Genomic DNA, 26209 nt, shown 5'->3' with positions numbered 1-26209 from the left:
TAACCTTGGCCCATGATCTGGGTTGGGGACAGTGCCTGGTGGGTAGTTTAACTGGGGCGGTTGCCTCCCAAAATGTAACGGAGGCGCCCAAAGGTTCCCTCAGCCTGGTTGGCAATCAGGTGTCTAGAGTGTAAGTGCACAAGGGAGCTTGACTGCGAGACTGACTAGTCGAGCAGGGACGAAAGTCGGGACTAGTGATCCGGCACCTACTTGTGGATGTGGTGTCGCTCAACGGATAAAAGGTACCCCGGGGATAACAGGCTGATCTTCCCCAAGAGTCCATATCGACGGGATGGTTTGGCACCTCGATGTCGGCTCGTCGCATCCTGGGGCTGGAGTAGGTCCCAAGGGTTGGGCTGTTCGCCCATTAAAGCGGCACGCGAGCTGGGTTCAGAACGTCGTGAGACAGTTCGGTCTCTATCCGCCGCGCGCGTTGAAACTTGAAGAAGGCTGTCCCTAGTACGAGAGGACCGGGACGGACGTACCTCTAGTGTGCCAGTTGTTCCGCCAGGAGCACGGCTGGTTGGCTACGTACGGAAGGGATAACCGCTGAAAGCATCTAAGCGGGAAGCCTGTTTTAAGATGAGGTTTCATTTGAGGTTCCCAGAAGACGACTGGGTTGATAGGCCGGACCTGGAAGCACAGCAATGTGTGGAGGCGACCGGTACTAATACACCAATAAACACACATACGCCACACGCAATCAGATGATGTGCGAACACCGCGAAACAAACACGAATAAGCAAAACGCTTGCGTCCACTGTGCAGTCACTGACACAACACACCAACACCACATGCGGTGTTGGCCGACAATAATTGCATACACACGCTGAACACACAGCGCCGTGCATACCCCCATAAGGTGTGTCGGTGGTTGATGGCGGCGGGGAAACGCCCGGTCCCATTCCGAACCCGGAAGCTAAGCCCGCCCGCGCCGATGGTACTGCCCCCGGGAGGGAGTGGGAGAGTAGGTTACCGCCGACCCAACAACTTCACACACAGCACCCGCCACACAAACACCCCTTGTTTGTGCGGCGGGTGCCTTTTCGTATGCCAACGCCTGCTGCCGGCTGCTGGGGTGCTTATGTGCGGCGCGTGTCGCGGACACCCACACCCGCACCCATCATTGGCGGGAACCCACAAGCACCCGGTGTCGTGCGGACTCCGCATTGCGGACAATATCGCCGCCACCCATTATTGGCACCAAACTCCGCATTGCGGACACCAGCGACACCGCCAACAATGGGTGGACACCAACGGACCTGCCGTCCGGTAGATGGGGTTTCGTAGAAGCTGACGACCGCGTTTTGCGACCTGGGGAAACACAGGGTGAAAACCGGCCGGTCGTCAACTTCTACGACCCCACCCCCAGACTGCTGGCGCCAATGCGGACTTACGCATTGCGGACAACCACGCACACACCCATCATTGGCCCGCACCCACGAATTGTACGAATCGACGAAACAACCCCGCCCACCCAAGTTCCACCTGGGCAAACGCGGCACCACTGTCGATTCGTGCACAACCGGCACACGGATGACGCGGCCAGGGCGCCTAGCGCAGTGGTTACGACCACCCTGCGGACAACAACGGCACCACCAACTATTGGCTCACCCCCACGAAACGTTCCCCTGTAGCAGGTCTGCGCCTGAGGGCCTCGCAAAAGCTGACAACAGCGATCCGCGACCTGCGGAAACAACGGGCGAGAACCGGCCGCTCGTCAACTTCTGCGAAACGGTTCCAGCCAGATTTCCCACAACCCCCAAGAAGAGAATGAAAGCCCCGAAGGACAACGCCCCGAGCCCCCGGAGACAACCCGCGCTAAAGCTCCAGCAACGAGTTCTTGGACTGCTCGACGAGTTCGCCCTTTTTGCGGGCGCGCTCGAGCGTGGACCACTGGTCCTGGGGGATCGACTTCCGGGCGGAGGCCACAATTGCCTCGTCGGGCGTGCCCCAGGCGATGGGCATGGGGGTGATGGTCTGCCAGTGCTGCTGGTCGCGGGTCGAGCGCTGTGCGCCCACGGCGGCGACGGGCACCTTGGTGCCGACCTTGTCGGAGGTGTTGGGAAGTGGCTGCATCACTCGCGAGGTGATGGCCCAGCGCGGCGGCAGGGCGGGATCCACGTTGAGGTTCACCAGCGCGGTTAGGGTCACCGTCGTGCCGGCGCGCTCGGTGATGATGGCGGGGGCGAGGGGGTTGGAGTCGTAGATCTCCTGGGTCTTGCCCACGCTGCGGGGGATCAGCAGCGCCACTACCAGCATCAATATGCCGAACAGTACGGCGCCAAAGCTGCCGAGCCAGTGCCACGGCGAGGACGGGTCCACCAGGAACCACACTGCGACGCCGACGATCACGGAGATGACAAAGATCGCGATGCCGGAAGCGACGAGGCTGCGGGTGTCGCGCACCATTTTGTTGTGCTGCTTCGCAAAGTCCTCGTCGACGTCGAACTTGAATACCTTCATGCCACTCATGGCATACAAGTCTAAAGGTCGGAGGCGTCGACCAGTCGGTACGCGTAGCCCTGTTCGGCCAGGAAGCGTTGCCGATGCATGGCGTACTCGGAGTCGAGGGTGTCGCGGGCGACCACGGTGTAGAACACGGCTTCCGCACCGTCGGATTTGGGCCGCAGCAATCGGCCCAGGCGTTGCGCTTCTTCCTGTCGGGATCCGAAGGTACCGGAGACCTGGATGGCCACGGCGGCTTCGGGCAGGTCGATGGAGAAGTTCGCCACCTTGGAAACGACCAGGGTGGAGATTTCCCCGTCCCGGAACGCTTGGAAAGCCTCTTCGCGCTTTTTGGTGGTGGTTTTGCCGTCGACCAGGGGAGCGTCGATACACATAGCGATCTCCTCCAACTGCTCCACGTACGCGCCGATGATCAGGGTCTGCTGGCCCTTATGCGTTGCAAGAAGCTTATCGACGACTTCCAGCTTGCCCGCCGAACAGGCCGCCAGACGGTAACGCTCGCGGGTCTCGGCGGTGGCGTAGGTGAGGCGCTCCTCGTCGGTGAGCGTGGTGCGGACCTCGATGCATTCGGCGGTGGCGATGTAGCCGGCCATCTCGAGTTCTTTCCACGGGGCGTCGTAACGCTTTGGCCCGATGAGGGAGAAGACGTCGTCCTCGCGGCCATCCTCGCGCACGAGGGTCGCCGTGAGCCCCAAGCGGCGGCGGGACTGGAGGTCGGCGGCCATGCGGAAGACGGGAGCGGGGAGGAGGTGGACCTCGTCGTAGATGATCAGGCCCCAGTCGCGGGAGTCGAAAAGTTCGAGCGCGCGGTATTCGCCCTTGGTCTTGCGGGTGACCACCTGGTAGGTGGCGATGGTCACGGGGCGGATTTCCTTCTTCTCGCCGGAGTACTCGCCGATTTCCTCGGGCGTGAGGGTGGTGCGGCGCAGCAGCTCGTCGCGCCACTGACGGCCGGCGACGGTGTTGGTGACCAGGATCAAGGTGGTGGTTTGTGCCTGCGCCATCGACGCTGCGCCGACGATGGTTTTGCCGGCGCCGCAGGGCAGCACCACCACGCCGGAGCCACCCTCCCAGAAGGATTCGGCGGCGTACTGCTGGTAGTCGCGCAGCTCCCAGCCGTCGTGGTTCAGGGCGATCGGGTGGGATTCGCCGTCGACGTAGCCGGCGAGGTCCTCCACCGGCCAGCCCAGCTTGGTCAGCTCCTGCTTGATCTGGCCGCGGGCGGAGGGGTGGACGGGGGCGGTGGTGTCGTCGATAGGCTTGGCAATAAGTGGCTGAATCTTCTTGCTGCGGGTGACCTCGGTGAGGATCGCGGGGTCATCCGCCTCGAGGATCAGCCCGTGGGCGGGGTGTTTGACCAGTTTGAGGCGGCCGTAGCGGGCCATGGTTTCGGCGATGTCGACGAGCAGTGCCTGCGGCACCGGGAAGCGGGAGTAGCGTTCGAGCACGTCCACGGCCTGCTCGGCGTCGAAGCCGGCGGCGCGGGCGTTCCACAGCGCAAGAGGAGTGATGCGGTAGGTGTGGATGTGCTCGGGCGCGCGCTCGAGCTCCGCGAACGGCGCGAGCGCGGCGCGGGCCTTGGGCGCGTCCGGGTGCGCGACTTCGAGCAGGACGGTCTTGTCCGATTGGACGATGAGGGGGCCGTCGCCGAGAGCCATGCGATCTACTCCTAAATGTTGGTAGCGTGCCGTGTATGGCTAAGAACACTTCAGTTGTACTCGGCGAACGTTACGACAAGTTCATCGCCCGGCTCATTCAGGACGGCCGCTACGCGTCTGCCAGCGAAGTCCTGCGCGAGGGGCTGCGGCTCGTGGAGGAACGGGAGCAGAAGTTCGACGCGCTCAAACTCGCCGTGGAAAAAGGTGAGCTCGGCGCCGAGTTCGACGCCGAGCAGTTCATCGCTGAGGTGCGAGCGCGCTAGCCCCTGCGCAGCAGCTGGGACCACTTGGTCACGCTGCCGTTGTTCAGGATCGTGCGCTTGTAGATGCGGGCGGCGGCCCACACTGCCAGCGCCGTCGCCAAAGCGGCGAGGACAAACGAGCCGGCCAGCTGCAGCGCGGTGAAGTCCCCGGCGGCATACGACAGCGGCGCGGCGAAGATGGAAAACGGCGGGATCCAGCTCATTACCTGCATCCAGGTGGCATCGGTGTTCATCCAGCCGAAGCCGGGGATGTAGGCGGAAGCCATGATGAGCAGCAGGATCGGCATCTGGGTGGACTGCAGGTCCTCGGTGCGCTGCACCATCGCGCCGGCGGCGGCGTAGAGGGCGCCGAAGAACAGCATGGCCAGAAGCCAGGCGATCAGCAGCACGGGGAGGACGGACCAGTCGAACGCGATGTCGTCCACGAGCCCGGAGACCTTCAGCCCAACGCCGCCGACGATGAGCAGCACGGCGGTGGCCAGGAAGCCCAGCACGAGTGTGCCCAGCAGCTTGCCGGCCAGGAAATCCAGCGGGCGCACGGAGGCGAGCACGAGCTCGACCACGCGGGAGGACTTCTCCTCGGTCACGCGGCTGCCCACCTGGGCGGCGAAAGTGATCACGGTGAAAATGACCACCATCAGCGCCACGAATGTGGTGAGCAAGCGAAGCAGTTGCTGCTCGAAGTCCTCGCCGCTGGCCTCGTCCACGTCCACCGGCACGATGTCGATGGTGCGGGAGGCCGCCTCGTAGTCGGCGGGCGAAATGCCCAGCGTGTTTAGCGTTTCGGCGCGGGTGTAGCTGTCGGCGAGCGCCTCCATCCCCTCCATGATGCCGGCCGACGGCGTGCCGTCCGAGATCACCTCCCACTGGTCGCCCTCGGCCACCAGCGCGGCCTTGACGTCGCCGTCGCGCACCAGCTGCACGGCGTCGTCGCGGTTCGCAGTTTCGCGCGCGTCGTACCCGGCGCCGTCGAGCAGTTGCTTATCGACGCCTACGGTCGCCACCGCAGTCTTCGCGTCGCCGCCCTCAGCGTCGTCCTTGCTCTTCTGCCAGGAGGCGAAGCCGATGAAGCCGACCATGGCCAGAAGCAGGATGACGAAGGTGATGACCACGCCCTTCTTCAGCAACAGGATCTGGATCTCGCGCGCCGCGGTGGTGGTGATCGTGTGCATGGGGGAGTAAGTCTGCATTACTGCACAACCTCCTTGAACAGGTCGGCCAGGTCGGGCACGACGCGGGTGAACTCGTGGACGGGGCCTGCGGCCATGGCGGCCTGCAGGATGCGCTGGTCGTCCTGGACGCTCGGGGCTTCGAGGATGACGTGGGTGGCGGAGTCGTCGATAAGCGAAATGCCCTCCGGGATCCAGCCGCGGGCTTGAGTGCCCACCCTGAAGCGGATGGGGCCGTGGGCGCGCAGCTCGTCGACGGTGCCTTCGGCGACCATGCGGCCGCGGGTGACAATGCCGATGCGGTCGCACAGCCGCTGCACCAGATCCAGCTGGTGGGAGGAGAAGATGACGGGCACGCCGGCGCGGGCGCGGTCGGTGAGCATCGTGCTCATCACGTCCACGGCGACGGGGTCGAGGCCGGAGAACGGCTCGTCCAGGATGAGGATGTCGGGGTCGTGGATGAGGCTCGCGGCGAGCTGGACGCGCTGCTGGTTGCCCAGGGAGAGGTCGTCGAGCTTGTCGTTCACACGCTCACCCAGCCCGAGCTCCTCGAGCAGCTCGGTGCCGCGCTTCTTGGCGGCTTTGCCGTCGACGCCGTGCAGCTTGGCCAGAAAGACCAGCTGCTCCAAGATCTTCTCTTTGCCGTACAGGCCGCGCTCCTCGGGCATGTAGCCGATGCGGCGGCGGGTGTCGTCGTCAAGCGGGCGCCCGTCGAGGAGCACCTCGCCCGAATCGGCGGCGAGCACGCCGAGGGCGATGCGCATCGTGGTGGACTTGCCGGCGCCGTTGGAGCCGACGAAGCCGTACATCTCGCCGTCGTGGACGGTGAAACTCATGCCGTCGAGGGCTTGGACGTCGCCGAAGCGCTTGTTCAGGTTGCGGATTTCGATCGTTGTCACTTGTCATCCTCCTTGCGGTTGAAGGTTACGGCATAGCCGACCATTGGCAGCGGGGTGGCGATAAGTTGTGTCGCCAACATGAAGTAGCCGGCGGCGATCAGTCCGAGGTCGAAGTCGTCGCCCATAAATAGGCCCGCAGCCAGAAACGCAATACCACCCAAACCGACGAGAGCGGAGAACAGCTTGAGGGAGCGCTTTCGCCACGTGGCTAGTACTACCCGTTCGTACTCGTCCAATTGTTCCTCGGGTGCGGTGTCTTTCATTTCGTTGGCCGAGCGAAGAAAGGTCCACGCGCACATGCTCACCGCGAGGCTTACCAGGCACATCGCGTTCGGCCACCAGTTAAAGCCGAATGCGATTTGATATGCCATGCAGGAAAAAGAGACGAGCATGCCCGCAAAAACCACCGTGATCAGTAACCGGGTGTCGCGAGGATTGCGGAACCGTTTGGCATTGAGCGGGTCTTGCTTGCGGACGGTGTCGATGCGACTCATTTGGCGTACAGCTCCTTCGACATAGGGGCGAACTCGGTGCGCGAAAACACGGCCTCCACGGGCAGCCCAAAGACCTCGCAAATACGGAAAGCGAGATCCAGGCTGGGGGAGTGGTCACCGCGCTCGAGTGCACCGACGGTTTGCGGGTTGACGTCGATAAGTTCCGCGAGATGGGCGCGAGACATGTCGTGCTCCGCGCGCAGGACGCGGACCCGGTTATAGATCGGGTCTTTGGGTAGTTTCTTCGGCGACACACAACGCAGTGTTGTATAAACCCAACGATATGTCAAGTGTATTGGCTGACGCATAGCCTATCCTCAGGAGGATTAGCATGGATTTATGACCACAACCATTTCCTCCCCTGAAGAGCATTTGTCCCGCGAACTCGGCTCCGACCAGGCGCTTTCCACCCGCCCGATCGACCGGATTAAATACGCCCACGACGCGTCGCACTTCCTCTACACCCCGGACGTGGTGGTGGAAGCCCGCACCGCCCACGACGTGGCGGCAGCCTTCCGCGCCTCCGCCTCCTCCGGCGCACCGGTAGTGCTGCGCGGCGGCGGCACCTCGCTGTCCGGCCAGGCCGGCGGCGCGGGCATGCTCGTGGACGTGCGCAAGCACTTCCGCGGCGTGGAGGTCCTCGACGGCGGCACACGCGTGCGCGTCCAGCCCGGCTCCACGGTTCGCCAGGTCAACGCCCACCTCGCCCCGTACGGCCGCAAGATCGGCCCGGACCCGGCGTCCGAGGGCGCGGCGACGATGGGTGGCGTGATCGCCAACAACTCCTCCGGCATGGCCTGCGGCACCCAGTACAACACCTACAACACCATCGAGTCGATGACGTTCGTGCTGCCGTCCGGCACCGTCATCAACACCGCCCACGCGGATGCGGAGGCGCAGTTTGCGCGGGAGGAGGCGGAGCTCGTCGTAAAGCTTGAGCGCTTGAAGCGGCGCGTGCGCGAGAACAAGGAATCCGTGGCCACCATCGAGCGCCACTTCGCGCTGAAGAACACGATGGGCTACTCGCTCAACGCGTTCCTTGATTACGACTCGCCCCTAGACATCTTCATGCACCTGCTGGTCGCCTCCGAGGGCACGCTCGCGTTCATCGCGGAGGCCGTGCTGCGCACCATCGAGGTGCCGAAGCTGAAGACCACCACCATCGCGGTGTACCCGACGCTGGATGTGGCGACGCGCTCCCTGCCGGCGCTGTTCGACTCGAAGGCCGCCACGCTGGAGCTGATGGACTCGCGCTCCATCAAGGTCGGCCGCACCTTCGACTCGGTGCCGGAGCAGATCACCGGCTTCGAGCTGTCCGGCCAGGCTGCGCTGCTCATCGAGTACCACGCTAACGAGGCCGAGCAGCTACGCGAGTACGAGGCCGCCGGCGCGAAGCTGCTGGAAGGCTTCGACCTGCAGACCCCGGCCGCCTTCACCACCGACGCCGCCGAGGCCGCCAAGGCCTGGGCCTTCCGCAAGGGCCTCTACGCCCAGGTTGCGGAGGCTCGCCCGTCCGGCACTACCGCGCTGCTCGAGGACATCGCCGTGCCCGTGGGCGACCTCGCGGACACCTGCGGCGGGTTGCAGCAGCTTTTCGACGCCTACCGCTACGACGACGCCGTCATCTTCGGCCACGCCAAAGACGGCAACATCCACTTCCTCATCACCGACCGCTTCGAGGGCGACGAGAACCTCTCCCGCTACGATGGCTTCAACGAGGAAATGGTCGACCTCGTGCTCGGCGCCGGCGGCAACCTGAAGGCCGAGCACGGCACCGGGCGCGTGATGGCGCCGTACGTGCGCCGCCAGTACGGCGAGGAACTCTACGAGGTCATGGTGGAGCTCAAGCGGGCCGCCGACCCGCGCGGGGTGATGAACCCGGGCGTGATCATCACCGACGACGAGCGCGAGCACATGAAGAACTTCAAGCTCAACCCGCAGGTGGAAGACGAGATCGACTCGTGCGTGGAGTGCGGCTACTGCGAGCCGGTGTGCCCCTCGCGCGACATCACCATGACCCCGCGCCAGCGCATCGTGGTGCGCCGTGCCCGCGCGAAGGCGATCCAGGAAGGCGACACCGAGCTGGTCGCGCACCTCGACGAGGCCTACCAGTACGACGGCATCGACACCTGCGCCGTGGACTCGATGTGCGTGACCGCCTGCCCGGTGAAGATCGATACCGGCAAGTTCATCAAATCCCTGCGCCGCGGCCAGGCGGGCGCTGCGGAATCCGCCGGATGGGCGGCCGCGGCGAAGGCGTGGGGCCCGGGCAACACGCTGGCCTCGGCGGCGTTGACCGGCGCCTACTACATGCCGACCAAACTGGTGCAGAAGGTCACCGACGTCGCCCGCGCCCTGGTAGGCGATGACACGGTGCCGCAGTACCGCCCCGAGCTATCCAAGGGCGGAGTGAAGCGCTCCAAGGCGTTCGGCACCCGCATCGGCGCGCCGAGCGCGGAGCCGGCGGGCGTGTTCGTCCCCGCCTGCGTGAACTCCATGTTCGGGCCGCAGGGCGAGGGCGTGGGCGCCTCCGAGGCGTTTGCGAAGCTGGTGGAGCGCGCCGGGCTCGCGCTGACCGTCCCGGAGGGCATCGACGGGATGTGCTGCGGCACCCCGTGGGCGTCGAAAGGCATGAGCACGGGCCACGACATCATGCAGCGCCGTGTCAACGACCAGCTCATCGCCGCCACCGACGGCGGGCGCCTGCCGGTAGTCGTGGACGCGTCCAGCTGCACCCACGGCTTCCGCGACATGGCCGAAGGCATCGGCATCACCGTCATCGACGCCATCGAATTCGTCGAAGACCAGGTGCTCGAGCGCCTCGAGGTGAAGCAGAAGGTGGACTCTGTGACGTTGCACCCGACGTGTTCGGCGACGCACCTTGGGATCGTCGATACGCTGGCGCGCGTCGCTGGCGCCGCGGCCGAAGATGTGCGCGTGCCCGCCGAGTGGAACTGCTGCGGCTACGCGGGCGACCGCGGCATGCTGCACCCGGAGCTGACCCACGCGGCGACGAAGCGCGAGGCGGCGCAGGCCGAGGAGCTGGGCTCCGCGACGCATGCGTCGTCCAACCGCACCTGCGAGCTGGGCTTGACTGCCGCGACCGGCAAGGATTACGAGCACATTCTGGAGATTCTCGAGCGCGTCAGCCGCTAGGCCAGCACCACTTTGGTGATGCGCGGCAGCGCGATGCGCACGACGCGATCGGCGGCCTCGTCGAGCGCGTCGACCTGCCCCGCGCTCACGCTCAGTGGCAGCACGGTGAGCGTGCGGCCGCGCCCTTGCTTATCCACGAAACCTACGGCCACATGCCGCTTCGCCCGAGCCGCCGCCCGCAGCGTTTCGAAGATGTCGCCGGCCCCGGCGTCCGCGTCGGAGCCGGAATCGGCGCGCAGTTTGGACACGATCGCTTCGACCTGCTCCTCGGTCGCCTTCGGGGTGCGCGGCAGGGTAGACGGGGTGGCGGCGACCAGCGCCGGTTCGGGCGCCATGTTCAGCGTCGCGCCGGTGTTGTCCTCCGCGGTGGGCTGCATCCCCGCCGCACGCAGCTGCGCCATGAGCTTGGGCAGCGGCTGGTCCGACACCGCGACGGTGGGGGCGAGGACGCGTAAGTTGCAGCGCTCGGCGGCGGTGGCGATCAGCGCCGGGTCCGCGGAGCGGATGTAGCTCAGCGCGCTGCCTGCGCGGATGGCGCCGTGGGTGCGGGCGGTGTCGTCGACAAGAAACGCGATTGCCTGCGGCACCTCGCCCATGACGTGCCGGCCCAGCCAGGCGTGGACCTCCTCGGCGGTGAGACCGCTGTCGAGGCCGCGGCGCACCGACGCCTCCGTGACCCGCCACACGCTGGCCAGACCCGGGGATTCGAGTTCGGCGATGCGCTCCAAAAACGACGCCATGTCCGGCTCGAGCGGGCCCGGGGCGAGCATTGTCATGTCGCCCTGGGCAATCAGCGTGTCGACGGACGCCGGCACGAGCTGCTTGGCCGCGGCGGCGACGTCCTCGCCATCGCGGCCGTCCAGCAACGCCAACAGGGGAGAGGACTGCGCCGGCTGCGGGGTGCCGGCGAGCGCGCCGACGAACTGGGCCTCATCCACCACCGCCTGGATGAGCCGCGGGGAGAAACCGCTGGCCTCTAGCGGGGCATGGAATAGCAACTGGTCGGTCCGGCCCGCGTGGCGCAGGATGGTCGTGCGGGCGTGGCGCACCGCGGGCGCGTGCATGTCCGCGGACAACAGCTTCGCGTCGGTGTCAGCGCGCCACGGGGAGGCGGCCCAACCGACCATCAGGATCGCCCACTGGTCCGAAAGCGTGGCGTCGATCCAGGTCAGCGCGTCGCGGGTGGCGGCGAGCACGTCCTCGTCGTCGACGTTGCCTCGGCCGATAAGGCCCGCCGCCTCGCCGATGGTGATCAATAGCCTCGGGTCGAAGCCGAGTTCCTTTTCCAGGTTCGCCGCGGCGCGCACGCCGACGGTGCCGTCCTTGTTCAGCGTGACCGGGCGGTCCATGAGCGCCATGACCAGCTGGCGCATTTGGCGCACGGCGTCCAAGCCCGCCGAGGTCGCGGCCTCGTCCACCGCGGCCAGGTCTACTTCTGGCAGTGCGGGCGGCTCCAGAGGGAACTCCCGCGGTGCTATCCCGCGCATCGCGTCGCGGACCGGCCGCGGCAGCCGAACAGTGTTCGCGTCCACCCGCACCAGCAGGCCCGCCGCAAGCAGCTTCGCCACCGGCGCTGAAGGGTCCGCGTCCGGCCCCGCCGCCGAGGTAGTGCCAACCCCACCCGAGGAGGCCAGGGTTTCCAGCACCTTGCGCTCGCGGGCCGGCAGCGCGTCCAGCGCCTCGGCCGCGCCCTCCGGCAGGGTGTCGGTCACGCGCCAGCCCGGGGGCAGCGCGGTGAGCGTGCCGGGGGAGATACGCAGCTCATCCACTGGCCCGAAGACGAGGGCGAGCTCGCGCAGGTGCGCCACGTCGCCGAGCTCGCCCGCGTCCACCGGGTCGAGCTCCGCGCCGGCGTCGGCGAGCCGCTCCAGCACCGCCAAGTCGGCGGCAGTGAGCTGGCGCAACGCCCGCGACGCGGAGCCGGGCAGGCCTAGGCGCGTGGCCAACGACCCAGCCGAGAGAGGGGTGGGGAAGAAGGCATCCGGCCGGGTGCGGATGAGCAGGCGGAGCTGATCGTCGCTAAGCGACTGCAAGAATTCGGGGAAGGTAGACATTGCGGGGGTGAGTTTACGTGCGTTTTCTTGCCCGGCGTGAAAGAATGAGGGGCATGGCTAAAGATGTAGAGAAGATCGGTCGCGCGAACCCGGCGTGGCCCACGCACACCCCTGGTAACGGCCACCCGGTCACCGAGATTTCCTCCAAGCTCACCGGCGCCGCGAGCCCGTTCGGCGACGAGCTGATCCTGCCGCTGAAGGCGGAGGAGACCGGCTACGTCCACCCGACGACGCGCATCAACCGCTAGCTTTCGCTTAGCGACGGCACCAAAGGTGGCCCCCGTGCTGTGGGGCCACCTTTTTGTGTGTGCCTGGGGGCGCGCGTGGTCTCTGCGCTGATCGTCTAGCAGAGTCGATGGGCTGCTAGACGGTCCGGCGCTTATTGACAATCAAGCGCAATACGACCTGGGGGAAACGTATGGCGCGGATCGTGATCGTCTAGCAGGCCTGCCCTCCGCGCTAGACGGTCCGCCTTGGGGGGCAAAAAGAAAGCCCGCCCGGAGGCGGGGTTTTGGCGTGTAGTTCTTAGCGCGGCAGGTAGGCCTGCTGCAGGGAAGCCAGGGTGTCGTTGACCTGGTTGCTGAAGTTGGCGCCGACGAGCTGGGCGACCTTGGCGTAGTCGCCGGCCAGGGCGGCGTCCACCAGCGGCTGGTTGGCTGTGTAGAACGCGTTGTAGTCGTTGCGGTTAGCGGCGTAGTTGTCCTGGACGGAAGCCGGGACCTGGAAGCCGAGGCCGTTGATGGCGTCGCGCAGCTTCGCGTACAGCTCATCGGTCTCGGTGCGGTTGGAGGAGGTCTGCGCGGCCGGTGCCGGAGCAGCCGGTGCGGGGGCCGGTGCCGGCTTCGGGGCCGGAGCAGCCTGCGCGTCGCGGTTGGTCGGCGCGGAGTTCAGTCCGTAGCGCGCGGAGCACGCCGGCCATGCGCCCCAGCCCTGCTGTGCCAGGGTGCGCTCAGCGACGATGATCTGCTGCTCGCGGGTGGCCTGGTCTGCGGTCGGCGCGAACTCGCCGCCGCCGTACGCCTGCCAGGTGCCGTAGTTGAACTGCAGGCCACCGTAGTAGCCGTTGCCGGTGTTGATTGCCCAGTTGCCGCCGGACTCGCACTGTGCGAGCTTGTCCCAGTCGGAATCCGGTGCTGCGGTTGCCTGCGGGGCGACGATGCCTGCCAGTGCTGCAACTGCTGCGGTACCTGCCAGAGCCTTCTTGCCCGTGGAGGTGGTCTTCTTGGAGTGGCGTCCCATGATTCGTTTCCTCTCGTCGTTGACCGCCAATTCTCGGGACAGCCTAACCATTTGTAACGATTGTGTCACGCAACCGGCACGAAATGGTGCGTATGTGACTGTGGTGCTCCGCGTTTGCGCAGGTCGCGCCCCGCGGGAGGAATTTTGGTGTTCTGGGCCACAGTCGCGGTTTTCGGGGCGGAGGTGTAAGGTAAAGCCTTTATTTTGGCCTGCAATCGGCGGGCCAAGTACCGGAACCTGAAGGAGGATGCCATGCCTATTGGAAAGGTGAAGTGGTACGACACCGAGAAGGGCTTCGGCTTCGCGTCCAACCCGGGCGACGACGATGTCTTCATCGGCAAGTCCGTGCTTCCCGATGGCGTGGACGAGCTGGTCGCCGGCCAGCGCATCGAGTTCGATTTCGCCGCCGGCCGCCGCGGCCCGCAGGCTCTGCGCGTTAAGGTGCTCGATGAGCCGAAGCGCCGCCCCGTGCACCGTCGCAAGCCGGAGGAGCTGGGCAGCATGCTGGCCGATGTCATGACCCTGATTGAGACGCAGGTCCAGCCCGCGCTGACCAACGGCCGCTACCCGGACCGCAAGGAGGGCCGCCAGGTCGCGGAGATCCTGCGGGCGGTGGCCAGGGAGCTGGACGCTTAGTCGAAGCCGACGGACCACGTGGCGATGACGGGAGTTTCTTCCCCGTCGTCGCCTTTTTCAATGTCCAAGGTGGTCACCTCCGCGACGACGAGCTTCGCGCCGGACTCGGTGACTGCCGGTGCGGTTTCCTCGCCGGACTCGCCGGAGGTGAACACGCGCTCGGTGTTGGCGGCAGGGTCGTCGTAGATGAGCAGCAGGCGCCAGCTGTTGCGCTCGATCTCGCGGGGCACGGTGAAGGTCACGTCCCCCTGATCGGGCAGGCGCACGCTCGGCGGTTCGCCGCCGGGGCACTCCACGTCCAGCTCGCACACTGTATATACGGGCACCTGTTCGGTCTGCCCGCCGGCGGCCACGGCGACCTCGAGGTCGCGCACCGGGGTGCCCGGCTTGTTCTGCTGGTAGCTCATGAAGGCGTAGACCGCCCCTACCAGCACCACCACGCCAACTAGGGCGATGGCCAGGACTTTCCACTGCTGAGTTGCTGCGCGTTTGCGTGCCATGGCGCAAGATCCTACTTGGCGGCGGTCTCAGGCTTAAACGTCACGCGGTACATGTCGGGCCAGCGCTTGCCGGCGAGGTAGAACTCCTCGGTGCCGGGGATGTGCGCGATGCCGTTGAGCACGTTGTTCGGGTCGGGCGCGGCGTTGTTGTCCAGCGCGGAGGCGTCGATGACGGCGGTGACCTTCCCCGAGTCAGCGTCGATGCGCATGATGTTGGTGGTGGTGAAGACGTTGGCGTAGACCTCGTCGCCGACGCACTCGAGCTCGTTGAGGCCCTCCACCGGCTGGCCGTCCATGGTCACGGTGAAGCGCTCGCGTTCCTCGAACGTCTCCGGGTCCATGCGGCGCAGCTCGGCCGTACCGTCGGAGAAGATCAGCTCGTCGGCGCGGGAGCACAGGCCCCACCCCTCGCCGGCGAAGTCTGCCCGGCCGGTCTCTTCCAACGTCGTGGCATCCCGCTTGATTGCGGTGCCGTTTTGCCAGGTCAGTTGCCACAGGATGCCGTCGTGAAGCGTGATGCCCTCTCCGAAGAACTGCGGATCGATGTCCACGGAGCGCAACTCCTCGCCCTCGGGCGTGCGCGTGTACAGGCGCGATTCGCCCACCTGGCCGGTGCCGACGTAGATGGTGCCGTCGTCGGCGACCTCCAGTCCCTGGGTGAAGCTGGTGTCGTCGAAAGGCAGGCGCTCCTCGACGTGCGCGGTGAGGCGCTGCGTGTCCGGCCCCGCGGTCTCGGGGGAGGAGCAGCTGGACAGGAGAGCGAGCGCGGAGCAGACGGCGGCAAGTGTGAATCGACCCATGGCAACCATCCTGCACCACGTGGGCAATAATGGGGAACCGTGTCACGATCCAACAACCGATCCCGCAACCCCCGAAAGCGCAGCCCCCTGCTGTCCACCGACGCAGTCGACACTGCACGGGAGGCGCTGGCCGAGATCGCCGACGGGGAAGTCGGCGAGCACATCGGCGTGACCGGGCTGGGCCGCAACGTGGCCACCCACCGCTTCGCCGCCGACGTGCCCGGCTACGCAGGCTGGGAGTGGAACGCCGTGGTGGCCTGCGCCGACGGCGCGGACTGGGTCACGGTCAACGAGGTCGCGCTCGTGCCGTCGCAAGGCGCGCTCGAAGCGCCGGACTGGGTGCCGTACTCCGACCGCCTGCGCCCCGGAGACCTGGGCCCCGGCGACATCATGGAGCTTTCGCCTGACGACGAGCGCGTCACCGACGACTCCTTTTCCCGCGAGGCCGTCACGTTCACCGGCCGCGACACCAAGCGCTACCTCACCACAACCGGCCTTGAGGACGCGAAGAAGCGCTGGCGCACCGGTGAGTTCGGCCCCAACAGCGAGTTCGCCGAAAAGGCCGCGCTGTCGTGCCGTTCCTGCGCCTTCTACATCCCGCTGGACCAGCCGGTGGGCGAGAACTTCGGCATCTGCGCCAACGAGTACTCCGCGGACGGGCACGTGGTGGCCTCCTCCTACGGCTGCGGGGCGCACTCGGACACCACGGTGGCGGAGTAGGCGTATTCGTTGGTGCACCCCAACGATTGGTGTTTTCGCAGGCAGGGTGCGACACTAATGCGACGTGAGTACCACCACCGGAGCAAAACTGCATAAGGACCAGCCGCAGCCGCGCGGCGCGCTGGACGCCTTCTTCCACATCAGCGAGCGCGGATCCACGGTCGGCACCGAGGTGCGCGCCGGGGTAGTGACGTTCTTCGCGATGGCCTACATCGTGCTGCTCAACCCGCTGATCATCGGCACCAGCCCGGACCGCGAAGGCGTGGTCCTGGGCATCCCGCAGGTCGCCGCAGCCACGGCGCTGGCCGCCGGCGTGATGAGCATCCTGTTCGGCGTGATTGCCAAGTACCCGTTCGGCATCGCCACCGGCCTGGGCATCAACACCCTGGTCGCGGTGACCATGGTGGGGCAGCAGGGCCTGACGTGGCCCGAGGCCATGGGGCTGGTAGTCATCGACGGCATCATCATCGTGCTGCTGGCCATCTCCGGTTTCCGCACCGCCGTGTTCAACGCCATCCCGGATTCTATGAAGGTGGCCATGAGCGTGGGCATCGGCATGTTCATCGCCACCATCGGGATGGTGGACGCCGGCTTCGTCCGCCGCATCCCCGACGCCGCGATGACCACCGTGCCGGTGCAGCTGGGCACCGGCGGCTCGATTGCGTCCTGGCCCACCTTCGTGTTCATTATCGGCCTGTTCATCTGCGGCTTCATGGTTGTGCGCAACGTCCGCGGCGGTCTGTTCATCGGCATCCTGCTCACCACCGTCATCGCCATGGTGGTCGAGGCGCTGACCGGCGCCGGCTCCTCTGCCGACAACCCGGAGGGCTGGGGCATGGCGGTTCCAGGCCTGCCGGAGAGCTTCGGCGGTGTCCCGGACCTGTCCATCGTGGGCAACGTCGACCTGTTCGGCGCGTTTGTGAACATCGGCGTCATCTCCGCGTCGCTGCTGGTGTTCACCCTCGTGCTGGCGAATTTCTTCGACGCCATGGGCACCATGACCGCGCTCGGCCGCCAGGCCGAGCTCACCGACGAGCACGCTGTGCTGCCGGACATGAAGCGCGCCCTGGTGGTTGAGGGTTTCGGCGCCGTCGTCGGCGGCGCAACCTCCGCGTCGTCGAACACTGTGTTCGTGGATTCGTCGGCAGGCATCGCGGACGGCGCACGCACCGGCCTGGCCAACGTGGTCACCGGCGTGCTGTTCCTGGTCGCGATGTTTTTCACCCCGCTCTACGAGATCGTGCCGATCGAGGCCGCGGCCCCCGTGCTGGTGGTCGTCGGTGCGCTGATGATGATGCAGGTCGGCCAGATTAACTGGTCCGAGTTCACCGTCGCGCTGCCGGCGTTTCTGACCATCGTGACTATGCCGCTGACCTACTCCATCGCCAACGGCATCGGCGTCGGCTTCATCTCGTTTACCCTGATGAGCCTGTTCGCCGGCAAGGCGAAGGACATCCACTGGATCATGTGGCTCATCTCCGCCCTGTTCGTGGTGTACTTCGCGCAGGGACCGATCCTGGCGGCGCTGAGCTAAATGCTTGTGCCTATCGACGACCCGTCGGACCCCCACCTCGACGACATCCGCGACCTGAAGCACTCCGACAAGGAAAAAAGGCTGGTCTTCGCCGAAGGGCCGCTCGTGGCCGGGCGGCTGGTGGAGTCCCGCTTCCCGGTGCGCGCCGTGTTCGGCTTCGGCGGGCGGCTGGAATCCTTCATGGCCGACTACGGCGACGAGCTTGAGCGCCGCGGCGTGCCGGTGTACCAGATCACCCGCGAAATCATGGGCGAGGTCGCCGGCTACGACATGCACCGCGGGCTGCTGGTCTCCGCCGACAAGCCGGAGCCGCTTTCCGTCGCGGAGGTGCTCGACGGCGCACGCACCCTAGTGATCCTGGAGGGCGTGGGCGACCACGAGAACATCGGGTCGATCTTCCGCAACGCCGCCGGCATGGGCGTCGACGGGGTGCTTTTCGGCGCCGCCACCGCCGACCCGCTGTACCGTCGCAGCGTGCGCGTGTCCATGGGGCACGTGCTGCGCACCCCGTTCGCGCACTTCGACGGCACGCCGACGACGTGGCAGCGCTCCCTGGATGAGCTGCGCGAGGCCGGCTGGTGGCTCGTCTCGCTGACCCCGGCCGACGACGCCGTCGAGCTGAAAGAGGCGATCCAGGGCCACGACAAGGTGGCCTTCCTAGTCGGCGGGGAGGGCCCGGGCCTGACCCCGCACGCGATGCGCGCCACCGACGTGCGCGCCAAGATCCCCATGGCGCCGGGCACGGACTCGCTCAACGTGGCGACGTCCGCCGCGATCGCGTTTTACGAAAGAAATCGCTAGCGGTCGAAGTGGCGGATGCGCTGCGCAAGCGTCTTCCACAGCTCTGCCGCGCGGGAACGCAGACCCCGGCCGATGCGCTTTGCGGCGGCCACGGAGGCGTCGGCAAGCTCGGCGAACTCGTCGCCGCGCTGGTCGTCGGGGGTGTCCTCGTAGTCGTCGTACGCCTTCGACTTCTCCGCGAACTTCGCGGCCACCGCGTCCACAGATTTCACCGCGGGCGCCTTCTTTTCCTCGATCTTCGGCTCCGGGCGGCCGTCTACCGCGTAGCCGACGACGTTGATGTCGGGGCCGTCCTCGCCGATGTCCACGCCCAACCAGTGCCGCTCCGCGGACAAGGCCAAGTCGCGCGGCTCGAACGGCAGCGAGATGCCCCCGGCGGCCTCGGCGCGCTCGCCGGCCCAATACGGCGCCTCGAACGGCTCCGGCAGGCCGAGGTCCTCGATGACCTGGGTGCGGGTGGCGCTGAAGCTGCGCACCACGGTCTCGCCGGTGAAGTGGGCGAACCCGCCGTAGTCAGAGTCCGTGCCGGTGGCGATGACAAACACGTCAGAGGCGGGAAGAGCCGAAAGCCACGGGGTGGTGGTGGACAGGGCCGAGCAATCGTCGACAAGCATCCGCACCACAGAGACCCCGGGGAAGCCCGCGATGTAGAACTCGTCGCGGCCCGGCACCGAGGAGCGGTTCAGCGGGAACGAACCGATCGGGGTGATCGGCCACGCCGGGTTGACCTGGGAAAGCAGCTTGCGGCCGAACCCGCGGTCGGCCTTCGGCTCGCGCTCGAGCACGCCAGCCGGATCGGCGGTGTTGACAAACCAAAGCGTAAGAACCGCTGGGAAACTCATGCACACATCCTAAGGTGCTCAGCGCTTCGGGCGCTTGGTGTTCGTGCGAACCCCCAGCAGCACGTCCTCCCAGTGCGGGGTGACAGCCTTGCGGCGGCGCTTCTTCGGCTGCTCGTCCTCGTCCGGGTGGCGCAGGAAGTCGCCCTCGAGCACATCGTCTCGCGTATCGACGACCTCCGGTTTGCCCTCCACCGGCAACTCCGTGACACCAGCTTCGGGAGCGTCATCGGCCACGTCCTCGTCACTGACGTCGGCACGGTCCGCGCGCACCGCGGACAGCGAGCGCACCGGCTGCGCGAAATCCGGGTCCGTCAGGTCCGCGGCCATGGCGTTGCGCGCCTCCGTCTGGGCGGCGGAGCCCATGGAACGCTTGAAGGTCCACAGCGCCTCGTTCTCCGTCAGCCCTGCCTTCCAGGTGACGTGGACGACCCAGCTGTCACCCTGCTCGCGGGTGGCGTCCCACTCCGCGTCGCTGATCGAGTGCCCGCGGGCCGCGAACGCCGTGGCCAGGATCTCAAACAGGGTCTGCTTGGCCGGGCCGTCCTCGCGCACCGGGTGGGACTGTTTCGCGGCCTCCGCCACCTGAGCGCGCTCGAGGCGCACCGGGTGGGCGTAGACGTCCAGACGGCTTTCCGCCACGCCCATCTCCTCGGCCAGCTCGGTGGCGGTGGCACCGGCGCGCAGGCGCGCCTGGATCTCGTTCGGGCGCATGGACAGGGGAGTGGCGTAGAGCGGGTCCGGCTCCGGCAGGGAGCGCTCCACCGGTGCCGGCTCGGGCGCGGCGGGTTCCTCTACGTCGGCGGCCTCGGTCCCGGGTGCGTCGGCGGTGTCCTCCAGTGGGGCCGGCCCGTTGTCGTCGGCGGGGGTGGAAGGGGTAGAGGCAGAATCGGTGACGGAATCGCCGTCGATAAGCGAAGGCTCAAGCTCGGTGCGCGCCAACTGGTAACGCATCCCGTTCTCGTCGCGGAGGACGAAAAACGTCTCCGTCGACTCGTCTTCCAAGAAGTACAGCTCGCGCATACGTCACCTTTCCGCCGGGCAGATACCCGACCAGCTTAACGGACGTGCCCGCACCAGCGGGCGTACCCGCCCGGTTATCTGTGGTGTGTCCAGACAGTTGCCATTGTTGTCAGACGGGTCACAAACTTTGATACAGTGCCTTACGTAAAAACAGGTTGCCGGGAGGTATCCCAAAGACAGCCGAGAAAACTACCTGGAAGGGGAAATCAGTGGCTACTGAGAACAAGGACAAGGCCGTACTCCACTACCCGGGCGGCGAGTATGAGATGGACATCATGCGCGCCACCGAAGGCAACGACGGCGTCGTGCTGGGCAAGCTTCTCGGCGAGACCGGCCTGGTCACCTTCGACCCCGGCTACGTCTCCACCGGCTCCACCGAGTCCAAGATCACCTACATCGACGGCGACGAAGGCATCCTGCGCTACCGTGGCTACGACATCGCTGACCTGGCAGAAAACGCCACTTTCAACGAGGTGTCCTACCTGCTGATCAACGGCGAGTTGCCCACCACCGACGAGCTGGACAACTTCAACTCCGAGCTGCGCCACCACACCCTGCTGGACGAGGACTTCAAGGCCGCGTTCAACATCTTCCCGCGCAACGCCCACCCGATGGCCGTGCTCGCCTCCTCAGTGAACATTCTCTCCGCCTACTACCAGGACCAGCTCGACCCGCTGGATGAGGAGCAGCTGGATAAGGCAACCGTGCGCCTCATGGCCAAGGTGCCGATGCTCGCCGCGTACGCCTACCGCGCATCCCGCGGCAAGCCGTACATGTACCCGGACAACTCCCTGAACCCGCGCGAGAACTTCATGCGCATGATGTTCGGGTACCCGACCGAGGACTACCACGTCGACCCGGTGCTGACCAAGGCCCTGGACAAGCTGCTCATCCTGCACGCGGACCACGAGCAGAACTGCTCCACCTCCACCGTGCGCATGATCGCCTCGGCCCAGGCCAACATGTTCGTCTCCATCGCCGGCGGCATCAACGCCCTGGCAGGCCCGCTGCACGGCGGCGCAAACCAGGCCGTGCTGGAGATGCTCGAGGACATCAAGAACAACCACGACGGCGACGCCACCGACTTCATGAACCGCGTGAAGAACAAGGAAAAGGGCGTGCGCCTGATGGGCTTCGGCCACCGCGTGTACAAGAACTACGACCCGCGCGCGGCGATCGTCAAGGACACCGCGCACGAGGTGCTCGAGCACCTCGGCGGCGACGAGCTGCTGGACCTGGCCATGAAGCTCGAGGAGATCGCGCTCAACGACGAGTACTTCATCCAGCGCAAGCTCTACCCGAACGTCGACTTCTACACCGGCCTGATCTACCGCGCCATGGGCTTCCCGACGGACTTCTTCACCGTCCTGTTCGCCATCGGCCGCCTGCCGGGCTGGATCGCCCAGTACCGCGAGCAGCTGGAGATGAACACCAAGATCAACCGCCCGCGCCAGATCTACACCGGCTACCAGCAGCGCGAATTCGTGCCGCGCGACCAGCGCTAGGCGCAACCGAAGGGCGTCGATAAGCAGCATGCTTCGGCGCGCCACCGCCGAGAACTGAGCTTCCCTTATAATTTCGGGAGGAAGTTCTCGGCGGTTTTGTATTGGGCCGCACAACTTGCCCACATAATTTGCAAGGAGTTTCAACGCTATGGAAAAGCCGTTCATCGACAAGCCGGAGGGCCCGGCGCCTGCAGACCTCGTCATTGAGGACATCACTGTCGGCGAGGGCGCAGAGGCCGTGGCCGGCGGTTTTGTCAAGGTCCACTACCTTGGCGTGGACTTTGAAACGGGCGAGGAGTTCGACTCCTCCTGGGACCGCGGCGAGGCCGCAGAGTTCCCGCTCACCGGCCTGATCCAGGGCTGGCAGGAAGGCATCCCCGGCATGAAGGTCGGCGGCCGCCGCCAGCTGACCATCCCGCCGGAAAAGGCATACGGCCCCGCGGGCGGCGGACACCCGCTGTCCGGCCGCACCCTCGTGTTCATCATCGACCTGCTCGACGCCAGCTAGGAGGCTGCCATGCGCATCCCGGTCACCACGCTTAACGACGGCTACGATTTCCCCCTCCTCGGCCTCGGCACCTACAAGCTGACCGGCGACGAGGTGGAGCCCATCGTGCGCACCGCGATCGAGCTCGGCTACCGCCACATCGACACCGCGGCGCTCTACGACAACGAAGTTGAGGTGGGCAAGGCCATCAACGCCGCGATCAAGGCTGGCGACGTCACGCGCGAAGAACTGTTCGTGACCACGAAGCTGTGGAACGACGACCAGGAGCGCGTGGCCGAGGCCTACCACGAGTCGCTCAAGCGCCTCGACCTGGAGTTCATCGACCTCTACCTCGTGCACTGGCCGTGGCCGCAGCACGGCACCTACGTCAAGGCCTTCGAACAGATCGCGGAACTGCAGGGCATGGGCCGGCTGCAGTCCGCTGGCGTGGCCAACTTCTACCCGGAGGTGCTCGACGAGATCATCGCGGCCACCGGCATCACCCCGGTGCTCAACCAGGTGGAGCTGCACGCCGGGTTCACCCAGCCCGAGCTGCGCGCCTACCACGACGAGCACGACATCGTGACCGAGGCGTGGGCGCCGCTCGCGCGCGGCGGCAACTTCGACGACCCGGCCATTCAGGCAGTGGCCGACAAGCACGGAGCCACCCCGGCGCAGGTCTCGCTGGCCTACCTGATGCAGCTCGGCTGCTCGGTGGTGCCGAAGACCGCCAACCCAAAGCGCCTGGAGGAAAACCTCGGCGCGGTGGGCATCACGCTGGATAGCGAGGATGTCGCCGCCCTTGATGGGGTCGCAGGCGAGCGCCTCTCGGGCGACCCGCTGACTTTCCCGGGGTAGGGGATTTATGAAGAACCGCCCGGCCGCGTTTATTGCGACCGGGCGGTTTTGCATTGCTGCGATTTTTCCTGGGAGAAAAATTAAAGCGATTTACGGAACAACCAACATGTGACTGTGTGTTAGGTTACATTCACATTGTTGAGTCGGAGATCACATACTTCCGGCGCGGCAAAGACCTAATTCCCGTGCACTAGAAAGGATCGAGGCCATGGCCGGTTCCACCGCTGTCCCGCAACGCCGCGAGCCAACTCCTGACGAGTTCGTGGCCATGCAGCAAAGCCCCGAATTCCAGGACCTGCGAGGCACGTTCCGCGGATTCACCTTCCCGGTGATGATCGCGGCGTTCCTCTGGTACGTCTTCTACGTCGTCTTCGCCACCTTCGCCCCCGACGTGATGGCCAAGGATTTCCTTGGCCTCAACGTCGGGCTCTGGCTCGGCTTGGTGCAGTTTTTCACCACGTTTTTGATCACTTGGATCTACGTGAAGTGGGCGAACAAGAACATTGAGCCGCGCGCGGCTCACATCCGCGAAGAGATGGAGGGCTAAACCATGCAGACCCACCTGCTCGCAGCCGAAACCGGGCAAGAAACCGGGAACCCGCTGCTCAACATCGCCATCTTCGGCGCCTTCATCGTGGTCACGCTCTACATCGTGACCCGCGCCGGCAAGACCACAAGCGAATCCGCGGACTTCTACACCGGCGGTGCGTCGTTTAGCGGCACGCAAAATGGCCTCGCCATCGCCGGCGACTACCTGTCCGCCGCATCCTTCCTCGGCATCGTCGGTTCGATCGCGCTCAACGGCTACGACGGCTTTTTGTACTCCATCGGCTTCTTCGTCGCCTGGCTGGTGGCGCTACTGCTGGTGGCCGAGCCGCTGCGCAATGTCGGCCGTTTCACCATGGCCGACGTGCTGTCGTTCCGCCTGCGTCAGAAGCCGGTGCGCGTCGCCGCGGCGTTCGGCACCCTGTTTGTGTCGCTGTTCTACCTGATCGCCCAGATGGCCGGCGCCGGCTCGCTGGTGTCCGTGCTGCTGAACCTGCACTCCTTTACCGCCCAGGCGATCTGCGTGGGCATCGTCGGCGTGATCATGATCATCTACGTCCTCGTCGGCGGCATGAAGGGCACCACCTATGTGCAGATGATCAAGGCCGTGCTGCTCATCGCCGGCGTGGTGATCATGTCGGTGCTGGCGTTCATCATGGCTAAGGGCGGCCTGACCGCCGTGTTCGATCAGGCCATCGACACCCACTCTGCCTCCAGCTACCTCGCGGAAAAGGGCTACCAGGCCGAGGAGATTATGAAGCCGGGCCTGAAGTACGGCGCGACCACCACCTCCAAGCTGGACTTCGTCTCCCTCGGCCTTTCGCTGGTGCTCGGTACCGCGGGTCTGCCGCACGTGCTGATGCGCTTCTACACCGTGCCCACCGCCAAGGAGGCGCGTAAGTCCGTGACCTGGGCGATCGTGCTCATCGGTTCCTTCTACCTGCTCACCCTGATCCTGGGCTACGCTGCGGCCGCCTTCGTCGGCCCGGACCGCATCCTCGCCGCCCCCGGCGGCGCGAACTCGGCGGCCCCGCTGCTCGCATTCGAGCTCGGCGGCTCCATCTTCATGGCGCTGATCTCTGCGGTCGCCTTCGCGACGGTGCTTGCGGTGGTCGCCGGCCTGGCCATCACCGCCTCGGCCTCCATCGCCCACGACGTCTACGACGCTGTGCTTCGCGACGGCCAAGCCACCGAAGAAGAGCAGGTCCGCGTCTCCCGAATCACCGTGGTGATCCTGGGCATTGTCGCCATCGTCCTGGGCATCCTCGCGATGCAGCAGAACGTGGCCTTCCTGGTCTCCCTGGCGTTCGCCACCGCGGCGTCCGCGAACCTGCCGACCATCCTGTACTCCTTGTACTGGAAGCGCTTCAACACCACCGGTGCGGTGGCGTCGATCTACACCGGCCTGATCTCCGCGCTGGTGCTGATCGTCCTGTCGCCGGCGGTCTCGGGCAGCCCGACCGCGATGTTCCCCAACGCCGACTGGTCCATCTTCCCGCTGACCAGCCCGGGCCTGGTGTCCATCCCGCTCGGCTTCCTCGCCGGCATCGTCGGCACCTACCTGGGCAAGCCGGACAACTTCGACGAGCTGCAGGCCGAGATGGAGGTCCGCTCCCTGACCGGCGTCGGCGTCGAAGCTCCCGTCGACCACTAAAGCGGCGCGTGATTTCGCAATAGAAAATGGCCCGGTTTGTCCGGGCCATTTTTTGTTGCGCTACCTGCTGAACAGCGAAGATGACATCTGGCTGCTGCCCTGGAGCAGCGCGGACCAGTCGTCCGGCGTCATGTTGGTCAGGGCGTTGGCCTGCCCCGGGGTCCACTGGCCCCAGTCGGAGGCGTAGACGTTGTTGATGTCCACCTGAATCCCCTGGATGGTGGCCTGCTGCCCGGCGACCTGGTGCAGGTTCGCGCGCGAGTGGACCTTGCCTTGGGAGCCCCAGTCGTGCTGCCAGAAGTAGGAGCCGATGCCGTCTTCCAGGCACCAGGCGATGGTGTAGTAGTTGCCGTACACGCCCAGCTGGTAGCCGGCGGCGCTGAACGCGGTGCCCATGGCCTTCAGGTACGGGTTGATCTGGCTGTTGAACTGCTCGAGGGTGGGATTGTCGTCGATAGCCACGTAGATCGGGCGGCCTTGCGGGCCGCCGGCGGCGGTGTGCAGCGCTATCGCCTTCGGGGCGTGGGCGGCGGCACCGAGCGCGCCGCGCTTCCAGTCGGCGGTCTCGGCGCGACCGAACTGGTACACCGAGGCGACGGCGAGGCCGTTGGCCTTGTAGTCGCGGGTCTCGCCGATGGTCACCGGCTTGCCGCGCATCCACTCGGCGCCGGGGCGGCGGTCGGAGACGTAGCGCACTGCGCCCATGTGGCCCGCGGCCTTCACAGCGCTTGCCGACGGCACGCCAGCCGAGTAATCAACCACCGTGCCCAGCACCCGGCGCCGCTGCGCCTGGGCGGCGGGGGCGGTGGTGCCGGCGGTTGCGGTTGCGGTGGCGGCGGCTGCGGCTGCACCGGCGGATTTGAGGAACGTGCGGCGGTTAAAAGTAGTCACATGCGCCACTCTAG

At 66.1% G+C, this 26209-nt stretch carries 25 protein-coding genes and 2 rRNA genes; 14 read left to right on the top strand and 13 right to left on the bottom strand.

What is annotated here, in order from left to right:
- Positions 1–692, top strand: a 23S ribosomal RNA gene (locus O5O53_RS04930); the annotation flags it as partial.
- Between the two features lie 174 nt (positions 693–866).
- Positions 867–984 (top strand): 5S ribosomal RNA (gene rrf, locus O5O53_RS04925).
- An 837-nt stretch (positions 985–1821) separates the two neighbouring features.
- Here the strand turns inward: rrf and O5O53_RS04920 are convergent.
- Together O5O53_RS04920 and O5O53_RS04915 are read right to left on the bottom strand one after the other, a co-directional pair.
- Positions 1822–2475, bottom strand: a complete 654-nt coding sequence (locus tag O5O53_RS04920; protein ID WP_367616716.1) for a DUF3239 domain-containing protein — start codon at positions 2473–2475, stop codon at positions 1822–1824.
- Between the two features lie 11 nt (positions 2476–2486).
- Positions 2487–4127: a DNA repair helicase XPB gene (locus tag O5O53_RS04915; protein WP_269509527.1), complete on the bottom strand. Its 1641-nt coding sequence runs from the start codon at positions 4125–4127 to the stop codon at positions 2487–2489.
- A gap of 35 nt (positions 4128–4162) precedes the next feature.
- Here O5O53_RS04915 and O5O53_RS04910 point away from each other — a divergent pair, with 35 nt between their 5' ends.
- The gene (locus tag O5O53_RS04910; RefSeq protein WP_269509525.1) at positions 4163–4390 is read left to right on the top strand and encodes a type II toxin-antitoxin system ParD family antitoxin; all 228 of its coding nucleotides are present in this window, start codon (positions 4163–4165) and stop codon (positions 4388–4390) included.
- Here the strand turns inward: O5O53_RS04910 and O5O53_RS04905 are convergent.
- Genes O5O53_RS04905 through O5O53_RS04890 form a run of 4 tightly spaced genes read right to left on the bottom strand, consistent with a single transcriptional unit; the run spans position 4387 to position 7206 of the window.
- On the bottom strand, positions 4387–5580 hold the full coding sequence (locus O5O53_RS04905) for an ABC transporter permease (protein WP_269509523.1): 1194 nt from the start codon (positions 5578–5580) through the stop codon (positions 4387–4389). The genes O5O53_RS04910 and O5O53_RS04905 overlap by 4 nt on opposite strands.
- Positions 5580–6458, bottom strand: a complete 879-nt coding sequence (locus O5O53_RS04900; RefSeq protein ID WP_269509521.1) for an ABC transporter ATP-binding protein — start codon at positions 6456–6458, stop codon at positions 5580–5582. The genes O5O53_RS04905 and O5O53_RS04900 overlap by 1 nt, the downstream gene beginning before the upstream one ends.
- Positions 6455–6952 (bottom strand): hypothetical protein, encoded by a 498-nt coding sequence (locus O5O53_RS04895; protein WP_269509519.1) that lies wholly within the window; start codon positions 6950–6952, stop codon positions 6455–6457. Before O5O53_RS04895 ends, O5O53_RS04900 begins: the two co-directional genes overlap by 4 nt.
- The gene (locus tag O5O53_RS04890) at positions 6949–7206 is read right to left on the bottom strand and encodes a helix-turn-helix transcriptional regulator (RefSeq protein WP_269509517.1); all 258 of its coding nucleotides are present in this window, start codon (positions 7204–7206) and stop codon (positions 6949–6951) included. Before O5O53_RS04890 ends, O5O53_RS04895 begins: the two co-directional genes overlap by 4 nt.
- An 85-nt stretch (positions 7207–7291) precedes the next feature.
- On the opposite strand from O5O53_RS04890, the gene O5O53_RS04885 reads away from it, so the two are divergent.
- Positions 7292–10108: an FAD-binding and (Fe-S)-binding domain-containing protein gene (locus O5O53_RS04885; protein WP_269509515.1), complete on the top strand. Its 2817-nt coding sequence runs from the start codon at positions 7292–7294 to the stop codon at positions 10106–10108.
- Here the strand turns inward: O5O53_RS04885 and O5O53_RS04880 are convergent.
- Positions 10105–12162, bottom strand: coding sequence for a helicase-associated domain-containing protein (locus O5O53_RS04880; protein WP_269509513.1), 2058 nt, complete (start codon positions 12160–12162; stop codon positions 10105–10107). The genes O5O53_RS04885 and O5O53_RS04880 overlap by 4 nt on opposite strands.
- Positions 12163–12215: 53 nt before the next feature.
- On the opposite strand from O5O53_RS04880, the gene O5O53_RS04875 reads away from it, so the two are divergent.
- Positions 12216–12410: a hypothetical protein gene (locus O5O53_RS04875; RefSeq protein ID WP_034999421.1), complete on the top strand. Its 195-nt coding sequence runs from the start codon at positions 12216–12218 to the stop codon at positions 12408–12410.
- A 277-nt stretch (positions 12411–12687) separates the two neighbouring features.
- Here O5O53_RS04875 and O5O53_RS04870 read toward each other — a convergent pair whose 3' ends face one another.
- Positions 12688–13401 carry a resuscitation-promoting factor Rpf1 domain-containing protein gene (locus O5O53_RS04870; protein ID WP_181890030.1) on the bottom strand — a complete coding sequence of 238 codons (714 nt, stop codon included), beginning with the start codon at positions 13399–13401 and terminating at the stop codon, positions 12688–12690.
- Positions 13402–13653: 252 nt separating this feature from the next.
- Between O5O53_RS04870 and O5O53_RS04865 the strand changes: the two genes are divergently transcribed.
- Positions 13654–14037, top strand: coding sequence for a cold-shock protein (locus O5O53_RS04865; RefSeq protein ID WP_181890031.1), 384 nt, complete (start codon positions 13654–13656; stop codon positions 14035–14037).
- Here the strand turns inward: O5O53_RS04865 and O5O53_RS04860 are convergent.
- Together O5O53_RS04860 and O5O53_RS04855 are read right to left on the bottom strand one after the other, a co-directional pair.
- Positions 14034–14537, bottom strand: a complete 504-nt coding sequence (locus tag O5O53_RS04860; RefSeq protein ID WP_269509511.1) for a DUF2771 family protein — start codon at positions 14535–14537, stop codon at positions 14034–14036. The genes O5O53_RS04865 and O5O53_RS04860 overlap by 4 nt on opposite strands.
- Positions 14538–14548: 11 nt before the next feature.
- Positions 14549–15337, bottom strand: a complete 789-nt coding sequence (locus O5O53_RS04855; protein WP_269509509.1) for a glutaminyl-peptide cyclotransferase — start codon at positions 15335–15337, stop codon at positions 14549–14551.
- A 39-nt stretch (positions 15338–15376) separates the two neighbouring features.
- On the opposite strand from O5O53_RS04855, the gene O5O53_RS04850 reads away from it, so the two are divergent.
- From O5O53_RS04850 to O5O53_RS04840, 3 genes are all read left to right on the top strand, one after another.
- Positions 15377–16057 (top strand): DUF3027 domain-containing protein, encoded by a 681-nt coding sequence (locus tag O5O53_RS04850; protein WP_269509507.1) that lies wholly within the window; start codon positions 15377–15379, stop codon positions 16055–16057.
- Positions 16058–16121: 64 nt separating this feature from the next.
- Entirely contained in the window at positions 16122–17591 is a 1470-nt protein-coding gene (locus O5O53_RS04845; protein ID WP_269509505.1) for an NCS2 family permease, read from the top strand.
- Entirely contained in the window at positions 17592–18392 is an 801-nt protein-coding gene (locus O5O53_RS04840) for a TrmH family RNA methyltransferase (RefSeq protein ID WP_269509503.1), read from the top strand.
- On the opposite strand, the gene O5O53_RS04835 is transcribed toward O5O53_RS04840, so the two are convergent.
- Positions 18389–19234 carry a DUF6928 family protein gene (locus O5O53_RS04835; RefSeq protein ID WP_269509501.1) on the bottom strand — a complete coding sequence of 282 codons (846 nt, stop codon included), beginning with the start codon at positions 19232–19234 and terminating at the stop codon, positions 18389–18391. The two genes, O5O53_RS04840 and O5O53_RS04835, sit on opposite strands and share 4 nt — an antisense overlap.
- Positions 19235–19252: 18 nt before the next feature.
- Entirely contained in the window at positions 19253–20254 is a 1002-nt protein-coding gene (sepH, locus tag O5O53_RS04830; RefSeq protein WP_269509499.1) for a septation protein SepH, read from the bottom strand.
- A gap of 209 nt (positions 20255–20463) precedes the next feature.
- On the opposite strand from sepH, the gene O5O53_RS04825 reads away from it, so the two are divergent.
- From O5O53_RS04825 to O5O53_RS04805, 5 genes are all read left to right on the top strand, one after another.
- Complete coding sequence (locus tag O5O53_RS04825; protein ID WP_239307682.1) at positions 20464–21759, top strand: citrate synthase; 1296 nt, start codon at positions 20464–20466, stop codon at positions 21757–21759.
- Positions 21760–21907: 148 nt separating this feature from the next.
- Complete coding sequence (gene fkpA / locus O5O53_RS04820; protein WP_063938216.1) at positions 21908–22267, top strand: FKBP-type peptidyl-prolyl cis-trans isomerase FkpA; 360 nt, start codon at positions 21908–21910, stop codon at positions 22265–22267.
- 9 nt (positions 22268–22276) lie between these two features.
- Positions 22277–23104 carry an aldo/keto reductase gene (locus O5O53_RS04815; RefSeq protein ID WP_239355692.1) on the top strand — a complete coding sequence of 276 codons (828 nt, stop codon included), beginning with the start codon at positions 22277–22279 and terminating at the stop codon, positions 23102–23104.
- Positions 23105–23312: 208 nt separating this feature from the next.
- The gene (locus tag O5O53_RS04810; RefSeq protein WP_269509497.1) at positions 23313–23651 is read left to right on the top strand and encodes a DUF485 domain-containing protein; all 339 of its coding nucleotides are present in this window, start codon (positions 23313–23315) and stop codon (positions 23649–23651) included.
- 3 nt (positions 23652–23654) lie between these two features.
- Entirely contained in the window at positions 23655–25304 is a 1650-nt protein-coding gene (locus O5O53_RS04805; RefSeq protein ID WP_269509495.1) for a monocarboxylic acid transporter, read from the top strand.
- Between the two features lie 60 nt (positions 25305–25364).
- On the opposite strand, the gene O5O53_RS04800 is transcribed toward O5O53_RS04805, so the two are convergent.
- Positions 25365–26204, bottom strand: a complete 840-nt coding sequence (locus O5O53_RS04800) for a DUF1906 domain-containing protein (protein ID WP_437177839.1) — start codon at positions 26202–26204, stop codon at positions 25365–25367.
- Positions 26205–26209 lie beyond the last annotated feature (5 nt).

The organism is Corynebacterium faecium (assembly GCF_027257105.1).
In the GTDB taxonomy this organism is placed as follows: domain Bacteria; phylum Actinomycetota; class Actinomycetes; order Mycobacteriales; family Mycobacteriaceae; genus Corynebacterium; species Corynebacterium lehmanniae.
This window is presented reverse-complemented; position numbering and strand designations above follow the sequence as displayed.